Source organism: Actinokineospora bangkokensis, assembly GCF_001940455.1.
GTDB classification, from domain to species: Bacteria; Actinomycetota; Actinomycetes; order Mycobacteriales; family Pseudonocardiaceae; genus Actinokineospora; species Actinokineospora bangkokensis.
Genome location: NZ_MKQR01000009.1, coordinates 690,912 through 707,377 on the forward strand (window position 1 = coordinate 690,912; position 16,466 = coordinate 707,377).

Annotated in this window: 13 protein-coding genes; 5 read left to right on the top strand and 8 right to left on the bottom strand. The window is 75.2% G+C overall.

The features are described from left to right. Window positions 1-10: 10 nt before the first annotated feature. Together BJP25_RS10930 and BJP25_RS10935 are read right to left on the bottom strand one after the other, a co-directional pair. Window positions 11-658 (bottom strand): response regulator, encoded by a 648-nt coding sequence (locus BJP25_RS10930; RefSeq protein WP_075974695.1) that lies wholly within the window; start codon window positions 656-658, stop codon window positions 11-13. Continuing rightward, complete coding sequence (locus tag BJP25_RS10935; RefSeq protein ID WP_143218980.1) at window positions 633-1,907, bottom strand: sensor histidine kinase; 1,275 nt, start codon at window positions 1,905-1,907, stop codon at window positions 633-635. The genes BJP25_RS10930 and BJP25_RS10935 overlap by 26 nt, the downstream gene beginning before the upstream one ends. A gap of 420 nt (window positions 1,908-2,327) precedes the next feature. Here BJP25_RS10935 and BJP25_RS36125 point away from each other — a divergent pair, with 420 nt between their 5' ends. The 5 genes from BJP25_RS36125 (at window position 2,328) to BJP25_RS10970 (ending at window position 11,609) form a co-directional block, all read left to right on the top strand. Further along, window positions 2,328-4,748: a response regulator transcription factor gene (locus BJP25_RS36125; protein ID WP_075974697.1), complete on the top strand. Its 2,421-nt coding sequence runs from the start codon at window positions 2,328-2,330 to the stop codon at window positions 4,746-4,748. A gap of 53 nt (window positions 4,749-4,801) precedes the next feature. Further along, window positions 4,802-7,258: a helix-turn-helix transcriptional regulator gene (locus BJP25_RS36130; protein WP_075974698.1), complete on the top strand. Its 2,457-nt coding sequence runs from the start codon at window positions 4,802-4,804 to the stop codon at window positions 7,256-7,258. Continuing rightward, window positions 7,255-9,972 carry a LuxR C-terminal-related transcriptional regulator gene (locus BJP25_RS36135; RefSeq protein WP_084793869.1) on the top strand — a complete coding sequence of 906 codons (2,718 nt, stop codon included), beginning with the start codon at window positions 7,255-7,257 and terminating at the stop codon, window positions 9,970-9,972. The genes BJP25_RS36130 and BJP25_RS36135 overlap by 4 nt, the downstream gene beginning before the upstream one ends. Before the next feature lie 404 nt (window positions 9,973-10,376). Beyond that, entirely contained in the window at window positions 10,377-11,090 is a 714-nt protein-coding gene (locus BJP25_RS10965; RefSeq protein ID WP_233157997.1) for a PAS domain-containing protein, read from the top strand. A 117-nt stretch (window positions 11,091-11,207) separates the two neighbouring features. Beyond that, entirely contained in the window at window positions 11,208-11,609 is a 402-nt protein-coding gene (locus BJP25_RS10970; RefSeq protein ID WP_075974699.1) for an SRPBCC family protein, read from the top strand. A gap of 59 nt (window positions 11,610-11,668) precedes the next feature. Here the strand turns inward: BJP25_RS10970 and BJP25_RS36140 are convergent, their stop codons facing one another. The 6 genes from BJP25_RS36140 to BJP25_RS11000 form a co-directional block, all read right to left on the bottom strand. Further along, window positions 11,669-12,136: a DnaJ family domain-containing protein gene (locus tag BJP25_RS36140; RefSeq protein WP_075974837.1), complete on the bottom strand. Its 468-nt coding sequence runs from the start codon at window positions 12,134-12,136 to the stop codon at window positions 11,669-11,671. A 76-nt stretch (window positions 12,137-12,212) separates the two neighbouring features. Next, on the bottom strand, window positions 12,213-13,082 hold the full coding sequence (locus BJP25_RS10980; RefSeq protein ID WP_233157998.1) for an RluA family pseudouridine synthase: 870 nt from the start codon (window positions 13,080-13,082) through the stop codon (window positions 12,213-12,215). Window positions 13,083-13,178: 96 nt separating this feature from the next. Beyond that, complete coding sequence (locus BJP25_RS10985) at window positions 13,179-14,171, bottom strand: tyrosine-type recombinase/integrase (protein ID WP_075974700.1); 993 nt, start codon at window positions 14,169-14,171, stop codon at window positions 13,179-13,181. A gap of 364 nt (window positions 14,172-14,535) precedes the next feature. Then, window positions 14,536-15,321 carry an aminotransferase class IV gene (locus BJP25_RS10990; protein WP_158075631.1) on the bottom strand — a complete coding sequence of 262 codons (786 nt, stop codon included), beginning with the start codon at window positions 15,319-15,321 and terminating at the stop codon, window positions 14,536-14,538. Between the two features lie 63 nt (window positions 15,322-15,384). Next, the gene (locus BJP25_RS10995; RefSeq protein WP_075974702.1) at window positions 15,385-15,801 is read right to left on the bottom strand and encodes an STAS domain-containing protein; all 417 of its coding nucleotides are present in this window, start codon (window positions 15,799-15,801) and stop codon (window positions 15,385-15,387) included. Between the two features lie 144 nt (window positions 15,802-15,945). After that, the gene (locus tag BJP25_RS11000) at window positions 15,946-16,449 is read right to left on the bottom strand and encodes a DinB family protein (protein ID WP_075974839.1); all 504 of its coding nucleotides are present in this window, start codon (window positions 16,447-16,449) and stop codon (window positions 15,946-15,948) included. Window positions 16,450-16,466: the final 17 nt, after the last annotated feature.

Below are 16,466 nucleotides of genomic sequence, written 5' to 3' on the forward strand. Positions count from 1 at the left end.
GGGCCCGGGCTCAGCCGACCAGGCCCGCCTCGTGGGCGAGCAGCCCGGCCTGGGTGCGGTTGGCGCAGCCGAGCTTGCTGAGCATGCGCGAGACGTAGCTCTTCACGGTGGCCTCGGACAGGTGCAGCTTCGCGGCGATGGCGGCGTTGGACATGCCCTCGCCGAGGCAGCGGAGCATGTCGGCCTCGCGGTCGGTGAGCCCGGCGATGCGCGCGCGGGCGCGGTCGGCGCGCTGCTGCTCGCCGGTGGAGGCGGCGACGAGCCTGCGCATCGCCTCGGGGGAGAGCACGGTGTGCCCGCCCGCGGCGGCGCGCACCAGGCTGATGAGGTCCTCGGCGGGGGTGGCCTTGAGCAGGAACCCCGACGCCCCGGCCTGCAGGGCGCGCAGGACGTAGGTGTCGGCGTCGAAGGTGGTGAGCGCGACCATCGACGGCGGGCTGGGCAGCCGGGCGATCCTGGCGATGGCGGTGAGCCCGTCGACCCCGGGCATCCGCAGGTCCATGAGCATGACGTCCGGGGTGTGCAGGGTGGCGGCCTCGACGGCCTCCGCGCCGTCCTGGGCCTGGCCGACGACGGTGATGTCGCCCGCGGACTCCAGGACGGTGCGCAGGTGGGTGAGCACCATCGGCTCGTCATCGACGAGGACCAGGCGGATCATGGGGCCGACTTTCCGGTGTTGGGACGTATGCGGGGAGTATCGCATCGAGGCGGAACCCGCCGGAGTCGGTGGGGCCCGCCTCCAGCTTGCCGCCGATGACCTCGATGCGGTGGCGCAGCCCGGTGAGCCCGGCGCCGGACCCGCTGCCGGAGAGCACCGGGTCGGGCTCGGCGGTGGGCGCGGTGTTGGTCACCCGCACCCGCACGTCCTGGTTCTGGTAGCGCAGGGTGATCTTCACCCGGGAGCCGGGGGAGTGCTTGCGGGCGTTGGTCAGCGCCTCCTGCACGACCCGGTGGGCGGTGCGCGCCACGGCCGGGGTGAGCGCGGTGACCGCGCCGATGACCTCGACCTCGGTGGGCATGCCCACGGCGTTGGACTCCGCGACGAGGGTGTCGAGGTCGGCGGCGATCGGGCCCGCGGTGGCCGGTTCGGCGGCCCCGGCGACGAGGGGTTCGTCGGCGTTGGGGCTGCGCAGCACGCCGATGAGGTCGTGCAGCTCCTTCATGGCCTGGCTGCCGGAGGCGCGGATGTCGTCGGCGGCGGCGCGCACGGCCTCGTCGGTGGAGCTGACCCGCAGCGCCCCGGCGTGCAGGACGATGAGGCTGAGCCGGTGGGTGACCACGTCGTGCATCTCCGAGGCCAGCCGCCGCCGCTCCTCGAAGCGGGCCCGCTCGGCCAGCAGCAGCTGCTCGCGCTCGGCGCGCTCGGCCCGGTCGCGCAGCGACCGCACCAGCTGCCTGCGGGCGTCGAAGTACAGCGCGCCGAGGGCGGGGCCCAGGGTGCTGAGCAACCCGAACGGGGTGATCGACCAGTCCGGCGCCCACAACCTGCCCGCGAACACCGCGAACAGCGCGGTCAGGGCCAGGGCGTAGCGGCGGTCCTGGTGCAGCGCGACGAGGATGACCACCACCGGGGTCGCCCGCGGCACGGTGACGGGGCTGAGCTGGTGCGGGGGCAGCAGCAGCCCGGGGGCCAGCTGGCTGGAGATGGCCATCGCCGCGCCGACGAGCAGCACGAACGCGCCCACCGCGCGGGGGAAGCGGGCGGCCAGCAGCAGGGAGGCGTCGGCGAGCAGCTGGGCGGTGAGCCCGGCGTGCGGGCCGAGGAACCCGGTGGTGGGGGCGTCACCGAGGCCCAGCGACAGGTCGAGGGCGGCCAGCAGCGCGGCGACGACCGCGATCCGGGCGGCCTCGCGCCGGTGCGCCTCGGGGGCCTGGTCGCGGGGCGGGCTGAGCATGGCTTGCCACACACGGGCACCGTAGCGACCCGGGGGCCGGTCGGGGGAGTGCGGGGCGGCATTCGCGGGGGACACCCACCCCGGCGGGGTGGGCGATTCCCGAAACCATCAACTTTCGTTGTTCCCAGTTCATTCTTTCGTTGTGATCGCGGTTTCCGGCGGTGCCACTCGCGAACCGCTCGCGGTTGCGGACAGATTCCCGCGAACCCCCCGTGAGCTGTCTCACGAGGCGAATCCCGAGGTCGTGAGGACTCGGTAGCGTCACCCGGGGGCGACCGCGGGGGTTGCGGTCGATCGCTACGATGCCCACGGGAAGCCCAGCACAAGCGCACTGTCGACGCGACGGGGGTGGCGATGGCAATGGGGGGCCGCGACGCGCGAACAGCTTTACCGGGGGCGCAATTCCACACCGCAGACGACCACGTCGCCGAAATGGTCGACCTGGTGACCCGGATGGCGCACCCGGTGTTCTCCGGCGCCTCGCGGGCGGCCATTGTCGAGGGCCCCACCCGGTCGGGCAAGAGCGCGTTGATCGCCGCGGCGCACAACGCGCTGGTGGCCGAAAAGGGCACTTCCGCTTCCCGTTCCACCCGCCTGCCCCGCCCCACCCCCGGCCACCACCGCCCCGCCGGGGCCTCCCCGGTCGAACGCGGCCTGTTCGGCCCCGCGGGCGCCACCGCCCACCGCGGCCCGCTCGCCCTGCTGGTCGACGACGCCCACTGGGCCGACACCGCGGGCCTGGCCCTGCTCAGCGCCCTGCTGCGCGGCCCCCACCCGGTGCTGCTCGTGCTCACCCGCGACAGCACCCGCACCTGGCCCGCCGACGCAGGCCTGGCCGCCATCGCCGCCGACCCCCGCACCCGCCTGCTCGCCCTGCCCCACGGCCACCACACCCCCCGCCGCGACCCGGTCACCACCGCCGTGCGCACCGCCGCGGCCGTGCTCGGCTCCGCCGACCCGCTGCTGCTGGCCGCCCTGACCGGCCTCGCGCTGCCCACCGTGCGCTCCGCGGTGCGCGCGGGCGCCGCCGCCCACGCCACCGCGCCCGCCGCCGAACGCGCGGCCCTGCTCGCCACCATCCCCCGCCCCCGCCTGGACCACCTGCGCGCGGGCGCCGCCCGGGTCCTCAACGACACCGGCCGCCCCGCCCGCCAGGTCGCCGACCAACTCCTCGCCCTGCCCGACGCCCGCGAACCGTGGATGGCCCCGGTGCTGGCCGAGGCCGCCGCCGACGCCACCGCGGCCGGGGACACCGGCACCGCCGCGGCCTACCTGCGCCGCGCCCGCACCGCCGACCCCACCGACCCCGCACCCCGCCTGGCCCTGGCCAGGGTGCTGCTGCCCACCGACCCCGACGCCGCCCGCGCCGAACTCGACGCACCGGCCCTCGACACCCACCCCGCCGCCGCGGTGCTGCGCGCGGCCGCCACCGGCCTGGGCACCCCACCGCGGCAGGTGGCCGACGCCATCCGGCGCCACCACGCCGACCCCACCACACCTCTGCCCCCCGGCACCCTGGCCGCCCTCTGCGGCAACCGCCCCGACGCCCGCGCCGCCCTGGCCGCCGACCTCGGCCGCACCACCACCGCCCCGGACACCGCCGCCGCGGCCGTGCACCGGCTCGCCACCCTCGCCCTCGCCGGACGCGCCCCCGCCGCCGTCGCCGCCAGCGCCCGCGGCCTGCTCGCCGCCACCGGACCCACCGCCACCGGACCCACCGCCACGACCGCCGCCGCACCCGCCACCGCGACGACCCTGCTGCGCCTGGGCGGGGTGCTGTGCCTGGCCGAGGAACCCCAGCACGGCCTGCGCGCGCTCGACCTCGCCGCCGCCCGCGCCGCCACCGCCGACGACCCCACCCTGACCGGCCGGGTGCTGGCCGCCCGCTCCCTGGCCCTGCGCGACTCCGGCGACCACGACACCGCCGTCGCCGACGCCGAGGCCGCCACCCTGGCCCACGCCGCCCACCGCGGCGCCCCCAGCACCCTCGCCGCCGTCGCCGACGCCGTCGGCCTGTTCCACACCGGCGACCACCCCGCCGCCGCCCGCGCCCTCGCCGCCGCCGCGCACGTCCCCGGCGCCCGACCCAGCGAACAGCACCTGCACCTGTTCTGGACCGCCCGCACCGCCGCGGCCACCGGGGACACCACCACCGCCCTGCGCCTGCTCCACCGCTGCGCGCACGCCCAAGCCGACGACGGCATCGCCCACCCCGCCTTCGCCCCCTGGTGGTGCGAGGCCGCGCTGCTCACCGCCGCCCTCGGCCGCCCCGCCGAGGCCGCCGCCCACGCCGAGCGCGGCGCCGACCTCACCCGCACCTGGCCCACCGCCAAGGCCACCGGCCTGGTCCTGCTCGCCCGCGGGGTGTCCACACCCGACACCACCGGGGTGGACCTGCTCACCGAGGCCGCCCGCGTGCTGGCCACCACCCACGCCCGCCCCGAGCACGCCCGCGCCGAACACCTGCTCGGCCGCGCCCTGCTCCGCCGCGACGACCGCACCACCGCCCGCGCCCACCTGCGCCGCGCCGCACTGCTCGCCGAAGCCTGCGGCTGGCGGGACCTGGCCACCGCCGCCCGCCGCGAACTCGCCGTCGCAGGCGGGCGGATGCGCTCCGGACCCCGCCGCACCGGGCTGCTGACCACCCGCGAACGCGAGGTCGCCGACCTCGTCGCCCGCGGCGCCAGCAACCGCGAGGCCGCCGCGGCCCTGTTCGTCTCCGCCAGCACCGTCGAACTGCACCTGACCAAGGTCTACCGCAAGCTCGCCGTGAGCAGCCGCGCCGACCTGGCCGCCGCCCTGCGCGACGACCCCACCCCACCCCCGGGCACCCGCGCGCGGGAGGCGTCCTGAACACCCCACCCGCGGCCACCGTCCTGCTCGAACGCGACGACACCCTCGCCGCCTTGGCCCACCACGTCCACCGGCTCACCCTCGGCACCGGCGGCCACGTCCGCATCACCGGCGCCCCAGGCTCCGGGCGCACCGCCGTGCTCACCGCCGCCGCCGACCTGGCCGCCGCCGCGGGCCTGCCCGTCGCCTGGACCCGCTGCTACCCGACCGGCCCCCCGGACACCACCCACCCCACCACCGCAGGCCCGCACGTGCACCTGGTCGACGACGCCCACTGGGCACCCCCCACCACCGACCGCACCGCCGCAGGCCCGGTGCTGCTCATCACCGCCGAGACCCCCGAACTGCGCCACACCCCTCCGTCCACACCGGACACCGAACTGCACCTGCCACCCCTGACCCCCGGTGCCGCCGCCGAACTGCTGCGCCGCCACGGCCACCACCACCCCGGCACCGCCCACGCCGCCGCGGGCAACCCCGGCCTGCTCACCACCACCGCCACCCGCCACCACCCCGACGACCCCACACCTGACCAGCGCCCCACCCCGGAACAGCTCTGCGCCACCGCCCGCACCGAACGCGCCGAACGCCTCCTGCCCGGACTACCCCCACACCTGCGCGCGGCACTCCAAGCCATCGCCGTCGGCGCGGGCCACTTCGACACCCCCGCACTCGCCACCCTCTGCGACACCACACCCCAGGCCACCACCCGAGCCGTGCACCACCTGCGCGCACTCGACCTGCTCCACCCCACCGACACCCGCACACCCCTGGCCCACCAGGTCCTCGCCCACATGGACCCCACCGACCGCGCCACCCTGCTCCACCGCGCCGCCACCCACTGCCACCACACCGGCGCACCCGCGGCCACCACCGCCGACCTCCTGCTCGGCGCACCCCCCACCGGCACCCCCTGGGCCGCGGCCACCCTCACCACCGCCGCCACCCACGCCCGCGCCGCCGGCGACCACCACCGCGCCACCACCCTGCTCACCCGCGCCCTGCGCGAACCCCTCGACCCCGACGCCCGCGCCCGCCTCCTGCTCGACCTCGCCGCCACCGAACTCGCCGCCCACCACCACGCAGGCCACCGGCACCTCACCCAAGTCCTGCGCGGCACCCCCGGCGAGCACACCGGCACCCACCGCGCCCACGCCGCCGACCTGCTCCTGGCCACCGGCGCCACCAGGACCGTGCGCCGCGAGGTCCCCACCGCCTTCGCCGCCCCCACCCTGTCCCTGGTCGACCGCAACCGCCTCCTCGCCACCTACTGGCTGGCCGACACCCTCGACCACGACCACCTCGGCTACCGCGCCACCACCACCCCACCCCTGCCCGAACGCCCCGCCGACCCCGACCTCGCCGCCACCGCCGCCCTGCGCCTGGCCCTGCGCGGCACCCGCCCCTCCCGCGTGCGCGGCCTCGCCCGCGCCGCCCTCGCCCACCCCGTCACCGACACCCTCATCAGCACCCAACTCGCCGCCGTCACCGCCCTGCACCTGACCGACGACCTCACCGACGCCGCCCGCCGCGCCGACCAGCTCATCACCGAAGCCCACCGCCGCGGCACCCCCGCCCTGCTGCCCCGCGCCCTGCTCACCCGCGCCCGCACCGCCCTGGCCACCGGCGACCTGCGCACCGCCGAAGACCACCTCACCCACCTCGACACCCTCCTGCCACCCGGCACCGCCCACCCCGACCTGCACGCCGCCACCGCCACCACCCGCGCCGAACTGCACCTGCTGCGCGGCCACACCGACCCCGCCCACACCGCACTGGCCACCGCCACCCCCACCGGCGGCACCCTCGCCGCCGCCGAACTCACCCACACCCGCGGCCTGCTCGCCGCCGCCCTCGGCCACCACCACGACGCCGTGGCCCACTTCCGCGAAGCGGGCAGGCACCTGGCCGCCGCGGGCTGGCACAACCCCCAGGTCCTCGCCTGGCGCGGCCACGCCGCCGCCAGCCTCACCGCACTCGGCCACCACGACGACGCCGCCGCCCTCACCGCCGACGAACTCGCCGCCGCCGCCCACTGGGGCACCCCCACCGCCATCGGCACCGCCCACCTGCGCGCCGCCACCGCCCACCCCGACCCCGACACCGCCCGCGCCCACCTGCGCCACGCGGTCACCCTGCTCTCCCGCGGCGGCGCCCACCCCCCGCTGGCCACCGCCCTGCTCACCCTCGCCGAACTCGACCCCGACCCCCACCTCATCGACCGCGCCGCCACCCTCCTGCACCACCACAACCTCACCCACCTGACCCCCCGCCTGCACGCCCTCACCCAGCGCACCGGCCACACCCCCGCCCCCGACCGCCTCTCCCGCTCCCAGCGCACCGTCGCCGAACTCGCCGCCACCGGCGCCTCCAACGCCACCATCGCCGACCGGCTCGCCGTCACCAAGCGCACCGTCGAACTGCACCTCACCCAGGTCTACCGCAAGCTCGACATCCGGGGCAGGCACCAACTCCCCGGCGCCCTCGACGCCCACGGGGCCCGCGGATGACCACCGTGCCCGCCGAACGCGACGCCGAAGCGGCCGCCCTGCGCGCCGCGCTGCGCGCCGCCCACGCGGGCACCGGCTCCCTCACCCTGGTCACCGGCCCCCTCGGCGCGGGCAAGTCCGCCCTGCTCGACCTCGCCGCCGACCTCGCCGACCACGACGGCGCCGACCTGCTCACCACCGCCGCCACCCCCACTGACCGCACCACCGCGCTCACCACCGCCCGCCGCCTCCTCGGCCACCCCCACCACCCGGACCACCGGCCGACCGGCCACACCCCCGACCTCGCCGACCGCGCCACCGGCGACCGCCCCGTCGTCGTCCTCGTCGACGACCTGCAATGGGCCGACCGCCCCTCCCTCGGCTGGCTGCGCCGCAGCACCGGCCACCGCCTCACCACCCTCCCCCTGGCCCTGGTCTGCGCCATCCGCGACGGCGACCCCGGCACCACCGACCCCGCCCTGCGCGACCTCACCGCCACCGCCACCACCCGACTGCGCCCCGCCCCCCTCAGCGAACCCGCCGTCGCCCGCCTCCTCGGCGTCCACGGCGACCTCGCCACCGCCTGCCACCACGCCACCGCGGGCAACCCCCTGCTCGTGCGCGCCCTCGCCCACGACCTCGCCCTGCACGGCACCCCCACCGACCCCCACCACCTCACCCACGGCCTCGCGGGCCGCAGCTGGTGGCTGCGCGAACGCGTCGCGGGCGCCCTGGCCACCCTCCCCGAGCACATGACCGCCTGCGTCCGCGCCCTCGCCGCCCTCGGCGACGACGCCACCACCGACCTGCTCGGCGAACTCACCACCACCGACCCCGTCGCCACCACCGACACCCTCCACCAGCTCACCCGCCTCGGCCTGCTCGCCCCCGGCGACCCACCCCGCTTCACCGCCCCCCTCCTGCGCGCCGTCGTCGACGAACTCATGAGCGCCGACGACCACACCCGCTACCGCCTGCGCGCCGCCCACGCCCTGCACGACGCGGGCAGCCCACCCACCACCGTCGCCGAACACCTGCTCGCCACCACCCCCGACACCGACCCACCGTGGACAGCGGGGGAGCTGCGCGCCGCCGCCGACACCGCCCTGCACCACGGCCACCCCCACCACGCCACCCGCTACCTGCGCCGCGCCCTGCACGCCGCCACCACCCCCACCGACCGCGCCCGCGCCCTGGTCGACCTCGCCGCCGCCGAAACCCGCCACGACACCACCGCCGCCCACCGCCACCTCGCCCAAGCCCTCCCCGGCCTGCGCACCTGGCGCGACCGCGCCGAAGCACTCGCCCTGCTCCCGCTCACCGGCCTGCCCACCACCCCCGGCTCCCGCGCCGCCACCACCCTCACCGCCACCCACACCACCGCGACCACCACCGGCACCACCCGCACCGACCCCGCCCGCCGCGTCGAGGCCCGCCACTGGATCACCACCTCCGAGGACCCGACCACCACCACCGCCGCCCGCACCCGCCTCGACACCCTCGGCCCCGAACCCCCCGCCACCACCACCGCCGACCGCGAACTGCTCACCGCCCTGCTCCACCGCTCCACCCTCGCCGCCCTGCACCCCGCCCCCACCCTCGCCACCCACGCCGAACGCGTCCTGCACCACGAACCCACCCAACGCCGCGACCCCACCGGCACCACCACCCTCGCCCTCACCACCCTGCTCGCCGCAGGGGCCCCCACCCCCGCGACCACCTGGCTCGACAGCGCCCTGCGCACCACCGACCACGATCACACCACCCCCACCGACCGCGCCGCCCTGCTCTGCCACCACGCCGCCGCCCTCGCCCAAGCAGGCATGCACACCCCCGCCCGCGCCGCCGCCTGGCACGCCCTCGACCTCGCCCCCGACGGCCTGCGCACCCTCTCCGCGTTCCCCCTCGCCGCACTCGCCCCGGTCGCCATCACCACCCACGACCACCGCCTCGCCACCCACGTCCTCACCCTCTGCACCCACCACACCGACCACACCGCGGGCCTGCACCTGCGCGCCACCACCCTCATGCTGCGCGCCACCACCGCCGCCCGCACCGACCCCCGCACCGCCCTGGAACACCTCACCACCTGCGGCGCCCTGCTCACCGCCGCGGGCTGGGACAACCCCGTCCTGTTCCCCTGGCGCCCCTGGGCCGCCCGCCAGCACCACGCCCTCGGCGACCCCGGCTCCGCCCGCGCCCTCGCCGACGACGACCTCGACCGCGCCCGCCACTGGGCCGCCCCCACCGCCCTCGGCCGCGCCCTGCGCGTCCGCGCCGCCCTCGCACCCCCCACCGAGGCCACCGACCTGCTCGACGAGGCCATCACCACCCTGCGCCCCGCCCACGACCCCCTCGGCCTGGCCCTCGCCCTGCTCGACCGCGCCAGGGCAGCGGGGGAGGGGCCCACCACCGGCGACCACACCCGCGAAGCCCTCACCCTCGCCCAGGCCTGCGGCGCCGACTGGCTCGCCGCCCGCGCCCGCCGCCTCGGCGCCCCCGCCGACCACCCCCCACCCCGCCCCGCCACCGCGCTCAGCGACACCGAGCGACGAGTGGCCGAATTCGCCGTGAACGGCCTGTCCAACGAACGCATCGCCGCAGAACTAGGTGTTTCCCGGAGAACGGTGGAAAAGCACTTGACCAGCTGTTACCGCAAACTCGGCGTATCCCGGCGCACGGAACTGGTTTCAGCACCGGGGCTGGGTGAGCCAGGACACCCCGACGGTCGGTGACCACCGATGTCCACACCAGACACCCGAGTTCCCGCGAACGGACCCCCGCCCGTCGCAGCCCGTGACCACCCCGCCCCCAACCCTGCGGCCACACCGCCCCCGCACCACCGATCCACCGGCATCACCGCAGGCAAACCCCCCTTTCCGCCGCCCACCGGTACGGGTACCGAAGCCCGCCCCACCGCACTCCGCACCTCGACCGCACCTACCCCAGTGTTAGGCACCGCCCCCCGGAATTCGTTGACCACAAAAAGGCAAATGACTACGTTCAGTTCAGTTGGTTCGTTATTGACCCACCTTCCCGGGCCGGCGAAGTCCCCAGGGAGGACCAGTCCACGCCTGGTGCGGACACCACGCGGCCACAAGCGAAGCGAGTGGGGGAGGCATTCTTCATGAGTGCGGTCATGGACACGACTTCCGCGCAGATCGAACGCCACAACGTCGAACGCCACAGCACCGAACGCCACACACCGGACCGGCCCGGCACCGAGCGCAAACCCGGCCACGAACGCAGGCCCACCGCCGACATGGCCGACGTCTGCATCGCCAACCTCGACCGCGACCTGCGCGTCATCGAGGCCAACGGCGGCTTCCTCTACCAGTTCGGCCGCAGCGCCGCCGAGGTCTGCGGCCGCGACTTCCGCGACCTGGTCCACCCCAGCGTCGAACAGGTCGTCGTCCAGCAGCTCACCCGGCTCGGCGAGAACCGCCACGACCGCTTCTCCGCCCGCCTGGTCGGCCTGCGCCCCGACGACGGCGTCTTCTTCGGCGACCTCACCGGCATGGCCGTGCGCGCCGACAACGGCCAGGTCAGCAAGATCGTCCTGCTCATGCGCCCCGACCGCGGCGGCGAACCCCAACGCCAGAGCACCACCCGCAGGCGCCCCCTCAGCGAGATCGACGCCCGCGTCCTCGAAGGCATCGCCGCGGGCAACACCACCGTCCAACTCGCCGCCAAGCTCTTCCTCAGCCGCCAGGGCATCGAGTACCACGTCGCCGCGATGCTCCGCACCTTCAAGTCCCCCAACCGCTCCGCACTGGTCGCCAAGGCCTACTCCGAAGGCATCCTGCGCATCGGCCACTGGCCCCCGCAGGTCACCACCGACCACGTCGCCTGACACCCACAACCCCACACACCACACCCCCGGGCCCCACGCGGACCCGGGGGTGCCCGTGCGCCCGGAAACCGCCTACCGTGACCACACCACACCCAGCGCACCCCCAGGACGGACACCATGCCCACCGGGCTCACCAAGGACGCCGGCTGGCAGATCGGCGTCTCCCGCACCCTGCCCCACCCCCTCCCCGCCGTCTGGGACCTGCTCACCAGCCCCCACGGCCTCGCCACCTGGGTCGGCCCCGGCACCACCCTGCCCCCCAACCCCACCCGCACCACCCGGTACACCACCGACGGCGACACCGGGGGAGAGGTCCGCGGCTACCGCCACCACGACCGCATCCGCCTCACCCACGGCACCACCACCATCCAGACCACCGTCCGCGCCACCCCCACCGGCACCACCCTGCGCTTCCACCAGGAACACCTCACCGACGCCGACCACCGCGAACGCCAACGCACCCACTGGCAGCACGTCATCGACCGCCTCGCCACCGCCCTGGACAACCCCCCGACCTGACCCGCCCACACCAACCCCGCAGAACACCCCACCCTGAACACAGCCGCGCCAGCCGCCACCTACCCCCGCCGGAACCACCGACGCCGCCGCGCCCCAAACCCCACAGACTCAGCCCCCACCACCCGAGACCGCTCCCGAGCCGCCTCCTCCTCAGCCCGCACCCGTTCCCGCGCCACCACCCACCCCGCCAACGCCTCCTCCTCATCCACGAACCGCACCACCACCGGACCCGTCCCCGTCCGCATCCACTGGTCGATGCGCTCGTTCAACTCCCGCACCACCGCCCGCGCCTCCGACTCCACCCGCACCCCCGCCAACCGCTCGGGCAACAACTCCACCTCCCGCCGCAACCGCAACTGCGGCGGCAACATCTCCCGCCGCGCCTCACCACCCTCCCGCCGCACCAGGTTCGCCAACCAATCCCCGGAATCCCGCGGCAACGGCTTGCCCGAACCAGCCAACCCGTCGAACTCCCCGCGCTCGCGCGCCTCCCGGATCTGGCTGTCCACCCACGTCTCGAAATCCATGTGCCCCGGCTTGCGCCGCACCACACCAACCACCTCCCACCACCGATGCTACCCACCCACCACCCCCCGAACCCGCCTAGCGCAACGCACCCAGCGGACCCCACTCCGCCAACCCCAACCCCGACTCGAACCGCCGCTCCACACCCGACACCGGGTCCCGGAACTCCAACACCCGCGCCAACAACTGCAACGGCCGCGAGAAGTCGTCCAACGCCTGCTCCCGCAACACCGGGTAGAAGTCGTCGTTCACGATCGGCACCCCCAACGACGCCATGTGCAACCTCAACTGGTGCGTCCGCCCCGTCGCAGGCGTCAACCGGTACAACCCCCGACCACCCCGCACACCCACCAACTCCACCCGCGACTCCGCGTTCGGCTCACCCGCCACCTCCGCCGCCTGGATCACCCCCCGCTCCTTCTCGATCCGCGACCGCACCACCCGCGGCAGCACCAACCCACCGTCCACCGGCGCCACCGCCGCGTACTCCTTGAACACCCGCCGATCCCGGAACAACGTCTGGTACCTGCCCCGCAGCTCCCGCCGCACCACGAACAGCAACAACCCCGCCGTCACCCGGTCCAACCGGTGCGCAGGCGACAACTCCGGGATCCCCAACTGCCGCCGCACCCGCACCAATGCCGTCTCCACCACGTGCCTGCCCCGCGGGATCGACGCCAGGAAGTGCGGCTTGTCCACCACCACGACCTCGTCGTCCTGGTGCACCACCGACACCTCGAACGGCACCGGCACCTCCACCGGCAGGTCCCGGTGGAACCACACGAACAACCCCGGCACGAACGGGTCAGCGGGGGAGACCGGCCCCTCCTGCGTCACCACCCGCCCCTCCACCAGCATCTGATCGATCCGCCCCGGGTCCACCCGCGGCAACCGCTCCACCAGGTGGTCCCGCACCGTCGCCCACGACCCCTCATCGGGCAACCGCAACCGCGCAGCGTCCAACCCGTGCCGCTGGGGGAGAGGTGACCTGAGCTTGCGACGACCCACCCCCACGAGGCTAGTGGCCCGCCCACCACCCGCCCCCTAGCCCCCGTCCTCTCCCTCGCCGTCCTCCTGGCCGCCCGCCAACCCCTCCAACACCCGGTAAGTCCGGTTCGACGCCGCCGCCGCCCGCCGCTCCCGCCCTGTCGCATCGATGTAGCCCTGCGAGGTGTTCAGGCTCGCGTGCCCCAGCAGCACCATGATCTCCACCGCGTTCGCCCCGTCCTCGGCCAACCGCGTCGCGAACGTGTGCCGCAACGCGTGCAGGTTCGCCCCCGCGGGCACCCGGTCGTGCAACCCCGCCTGCCGGAAGCACTGCTTCACCAGGTAGTCCAACGCACCCCGCCCGATCCCCGCCCCGTCCGACCCCAGCACCAGCGGGTCCTCCGCCGACCACCGCGACGCCGGGAACCGCCGCTCGCACGAGGACAGGTACGCCGCGATCACCCGCTCCAGCGGCGGCTCGATCGGGATCGACCGCTCCCGGTTCGCCTTGCCGTGCACGTACACCCGCCGCTCACCCGGGCGCCCCACCACCGACGACCGCCTCAGCGCCCGGATCTCCGAGGCCCGCAACCCCGCCACCAACCCCAGCGCCAGCACCAGCAGGTCCCGCTCCGGCCACGGCACCCGCGCCCGCCGCGCCCCACCCGCGATCGCCGACAGCAGCTGCTCCGGCGTCGACTCGCCGCGCAGCGGCTTGGGGGAGAGGGGCCCCGGCCGCGGCCGCCCGATCGCGCCCATCGGGTTCCCACCAGCCAACCCGTCGGCCACGCAGAACTGGAAGAACTGGTTCCACGTCGACCACGCCCGCGCCACCGAGCTCTTCGCGTGCGTGTCCGCGAACGCCCCGAACGCCTCGCGCAGCACCTGGGCGCTGACCTGCTCCAGCTCGACGTCCTCGGTGCCCAGCGCGGCGACCAGGTGGGCGGTGACCCCGGCCAGGTCCCGGCGGTAGGCGGCGGTGGTGTGCGGGGAGTCCTTGCGCGGCCGCCGGGCCACGAAGAACGCGTCCTGCGCGTCGATCAACCTCACCGCACCTGCATACCCGGGCCCACCGACAAGTTGATCACCGACCCGCCGCCCGGCCGGGTGGTTCTCGCACTGGCGTTCGATGCATAACCGCGATTATGCATCGAACACGTGTTCGCCTGGATGGGGTCCGGTGGGCGAGTGTCGGGCTGTTCGGTCGACGTTCTGCCCGTCTCGCACACCCCGTGCCCGGCTCTCGCCGCCTCGGCGGGCGGCCGGTGTCCGATGCGCTCGAACGCTCGACGCGGACGACTCAAGGCTCCGGACGGCGCCGCGACGCGGCACCAGCGTCAAATCGTCACCGTGACGTTTGTCGGCGGCTCATCAGGTCGACGACCCCAGGTTGGCCGATGTTCGATAATCGACATTATGTCAAGTAAGCGGTGAGGGGTGCCCAGGAGACCCTTCCCCACGCCCGCTCGAACGCCGCCACAGCGTCCGGCGGCACCGCGTACTCCACCGCGTCGATGGCGCCGATCGGCTGGCACGCGCACTGGGAGTTGAGGAAGAACGCCCCGCGGAACCCGTCCAGCTCGTCGACCCGCACGGCTCGGTGTCGCTGCGGCACGTCCAGGTTGTCGCGCACGAGCTGCTGGGTGACGCCGTCGAGCACCGGCCCCGCGGGCCAGGTGACCCCGTCGCCGTCCCAGAGCGCCAGGTTCCAGATCGACCCCTCCAGCACCACTCCCCCGTGGTCGACGAAGATCAAGTCATCCACCCCGGCCGCGTGGGCCTGGTGGTGCGCCCGGAGCAACCCCATGGTGGCCAGGTGCTTCACCCACGGCAGTTCCCGCTCGTACCGCGCGGTCCGGGTCCGCAGCGGCGGTGCGGGGGTCATGTCCACGGGGTCGTCGACGACCACGAGCACGTCCGGTTCGTCCCGCTTGGGTGTGGCCATGATGACCCGCAGCGACGCGTCGCCCCGGCCGTCGGCCGCCAGGGCCGCTTGCACCAGCCGGGTCACGTGCTCGTCCTCGTGGGCCCACCCGAACATCTCCCGCGACGCTTCGCGGAGCCGCCTCAGGTGGTGCTGCCAGCCGGCGATCCTGTTCCCCCGGACCTGCGCGGCCGTGAAGTGCCCGTGTGGCAGCGGGATGAGGCGCGTGGCCGTCTCGACGTCGAGCGGCTGTCCGTTGACCTCGATGTGCCGCATCCCGCTCCCCCGCATGATTCGCTGTTCACCGAATCATGCCCGCTGCTCCCCCGCGGCGTCGCCTCAGGCGATGAGCCAGGCGTTGGTGGAGTGGGTGTGGGGGGTGGGTGCGGTGGTGGTGGAGGGGGCGATGCGGAGTTCCTGGGCGAGGGGGGTGAGGTGGAGGCTGCTGAGGATGGGGCCGCGGGCGAGGGTGGTGAGGGTGCGGCCGCGGCGGGTGCAGGCGCGGTGGGCGCGCAGGAGGACGGCGGTGCTGGCCCAGCTGAGGTGGGTGACGGCGGTGAGGTCGACGACGAGGTGGTGGGTGGTGGGGTCGGGGGTGGTGGCGGTGGTGATGAGGGCTTCTCGCCAGGGGGCTTCGGTGGCGAGGTCGATGCGCCCGTGGGCGGTGATGGTGGTGGTGCCCGCGGTGTGGGTGGTGGTGACGGTGAGGCTGCGTTCGGCGCGTTCTCGGGGGGTGCGGGCGAACTTGAGGGTCATGCGGGGGCCTCCAGGTGGGGGTTCTGCTGCCTGGAGCGCGTGGGGGTGGGAAAGGTTGCCGTGGTGGTGGGACGTTTTCCGGGCTGTCACGTCGGGGGTTGTCCGGTGCGTCCGGGTGGAGCAGCCCCTCCCCCGTCCTCGGGGCTACTCCCCCGTGGTGCCGTCGGCGAGTTCGCGGAGGATGTCGAGGTGGCCGACGTGGCGGGCGGTTTCCTGGATGACGTGGGTGAGGCACCAGCGGACGGTGCGGGTGGGGTCGCCGAGGGCCTGGTCGTCGGCGGTGAGGGGGGCCATGGCGGTCTCCGCGAGGGCCCATTCGGCCTGGTAGGCGGTGAGGACGGTGGTGGGGGTGTCGCCGGGGCGCAGGCGCCAGTCGTGGACGTCGTCGTCGGGGGGCCAGAGGGTCGGCAGGTCGGCGCCGCCCGCGGTGCGGGTGAGCCAGTGGCGTTCGACGGCGGTGAGGTGCTTGATGACGCCGAGGAGGGTCATCAGGGGTGAGGTGGTGAGGGGGGCGTCGGTGGCTTGGGCGGGGGTGGTGCCGGTGGCCTTGGTGACGGCGGTGGTGCGCAGGAAGCGGAGGAACTGCCACTGGAGGGCGAGTTCGTCGTGGGCGTCCGTGGTGGGCCAGGCGCGGTCCGGGGTCGGCATGATCACGATGGTAGGTG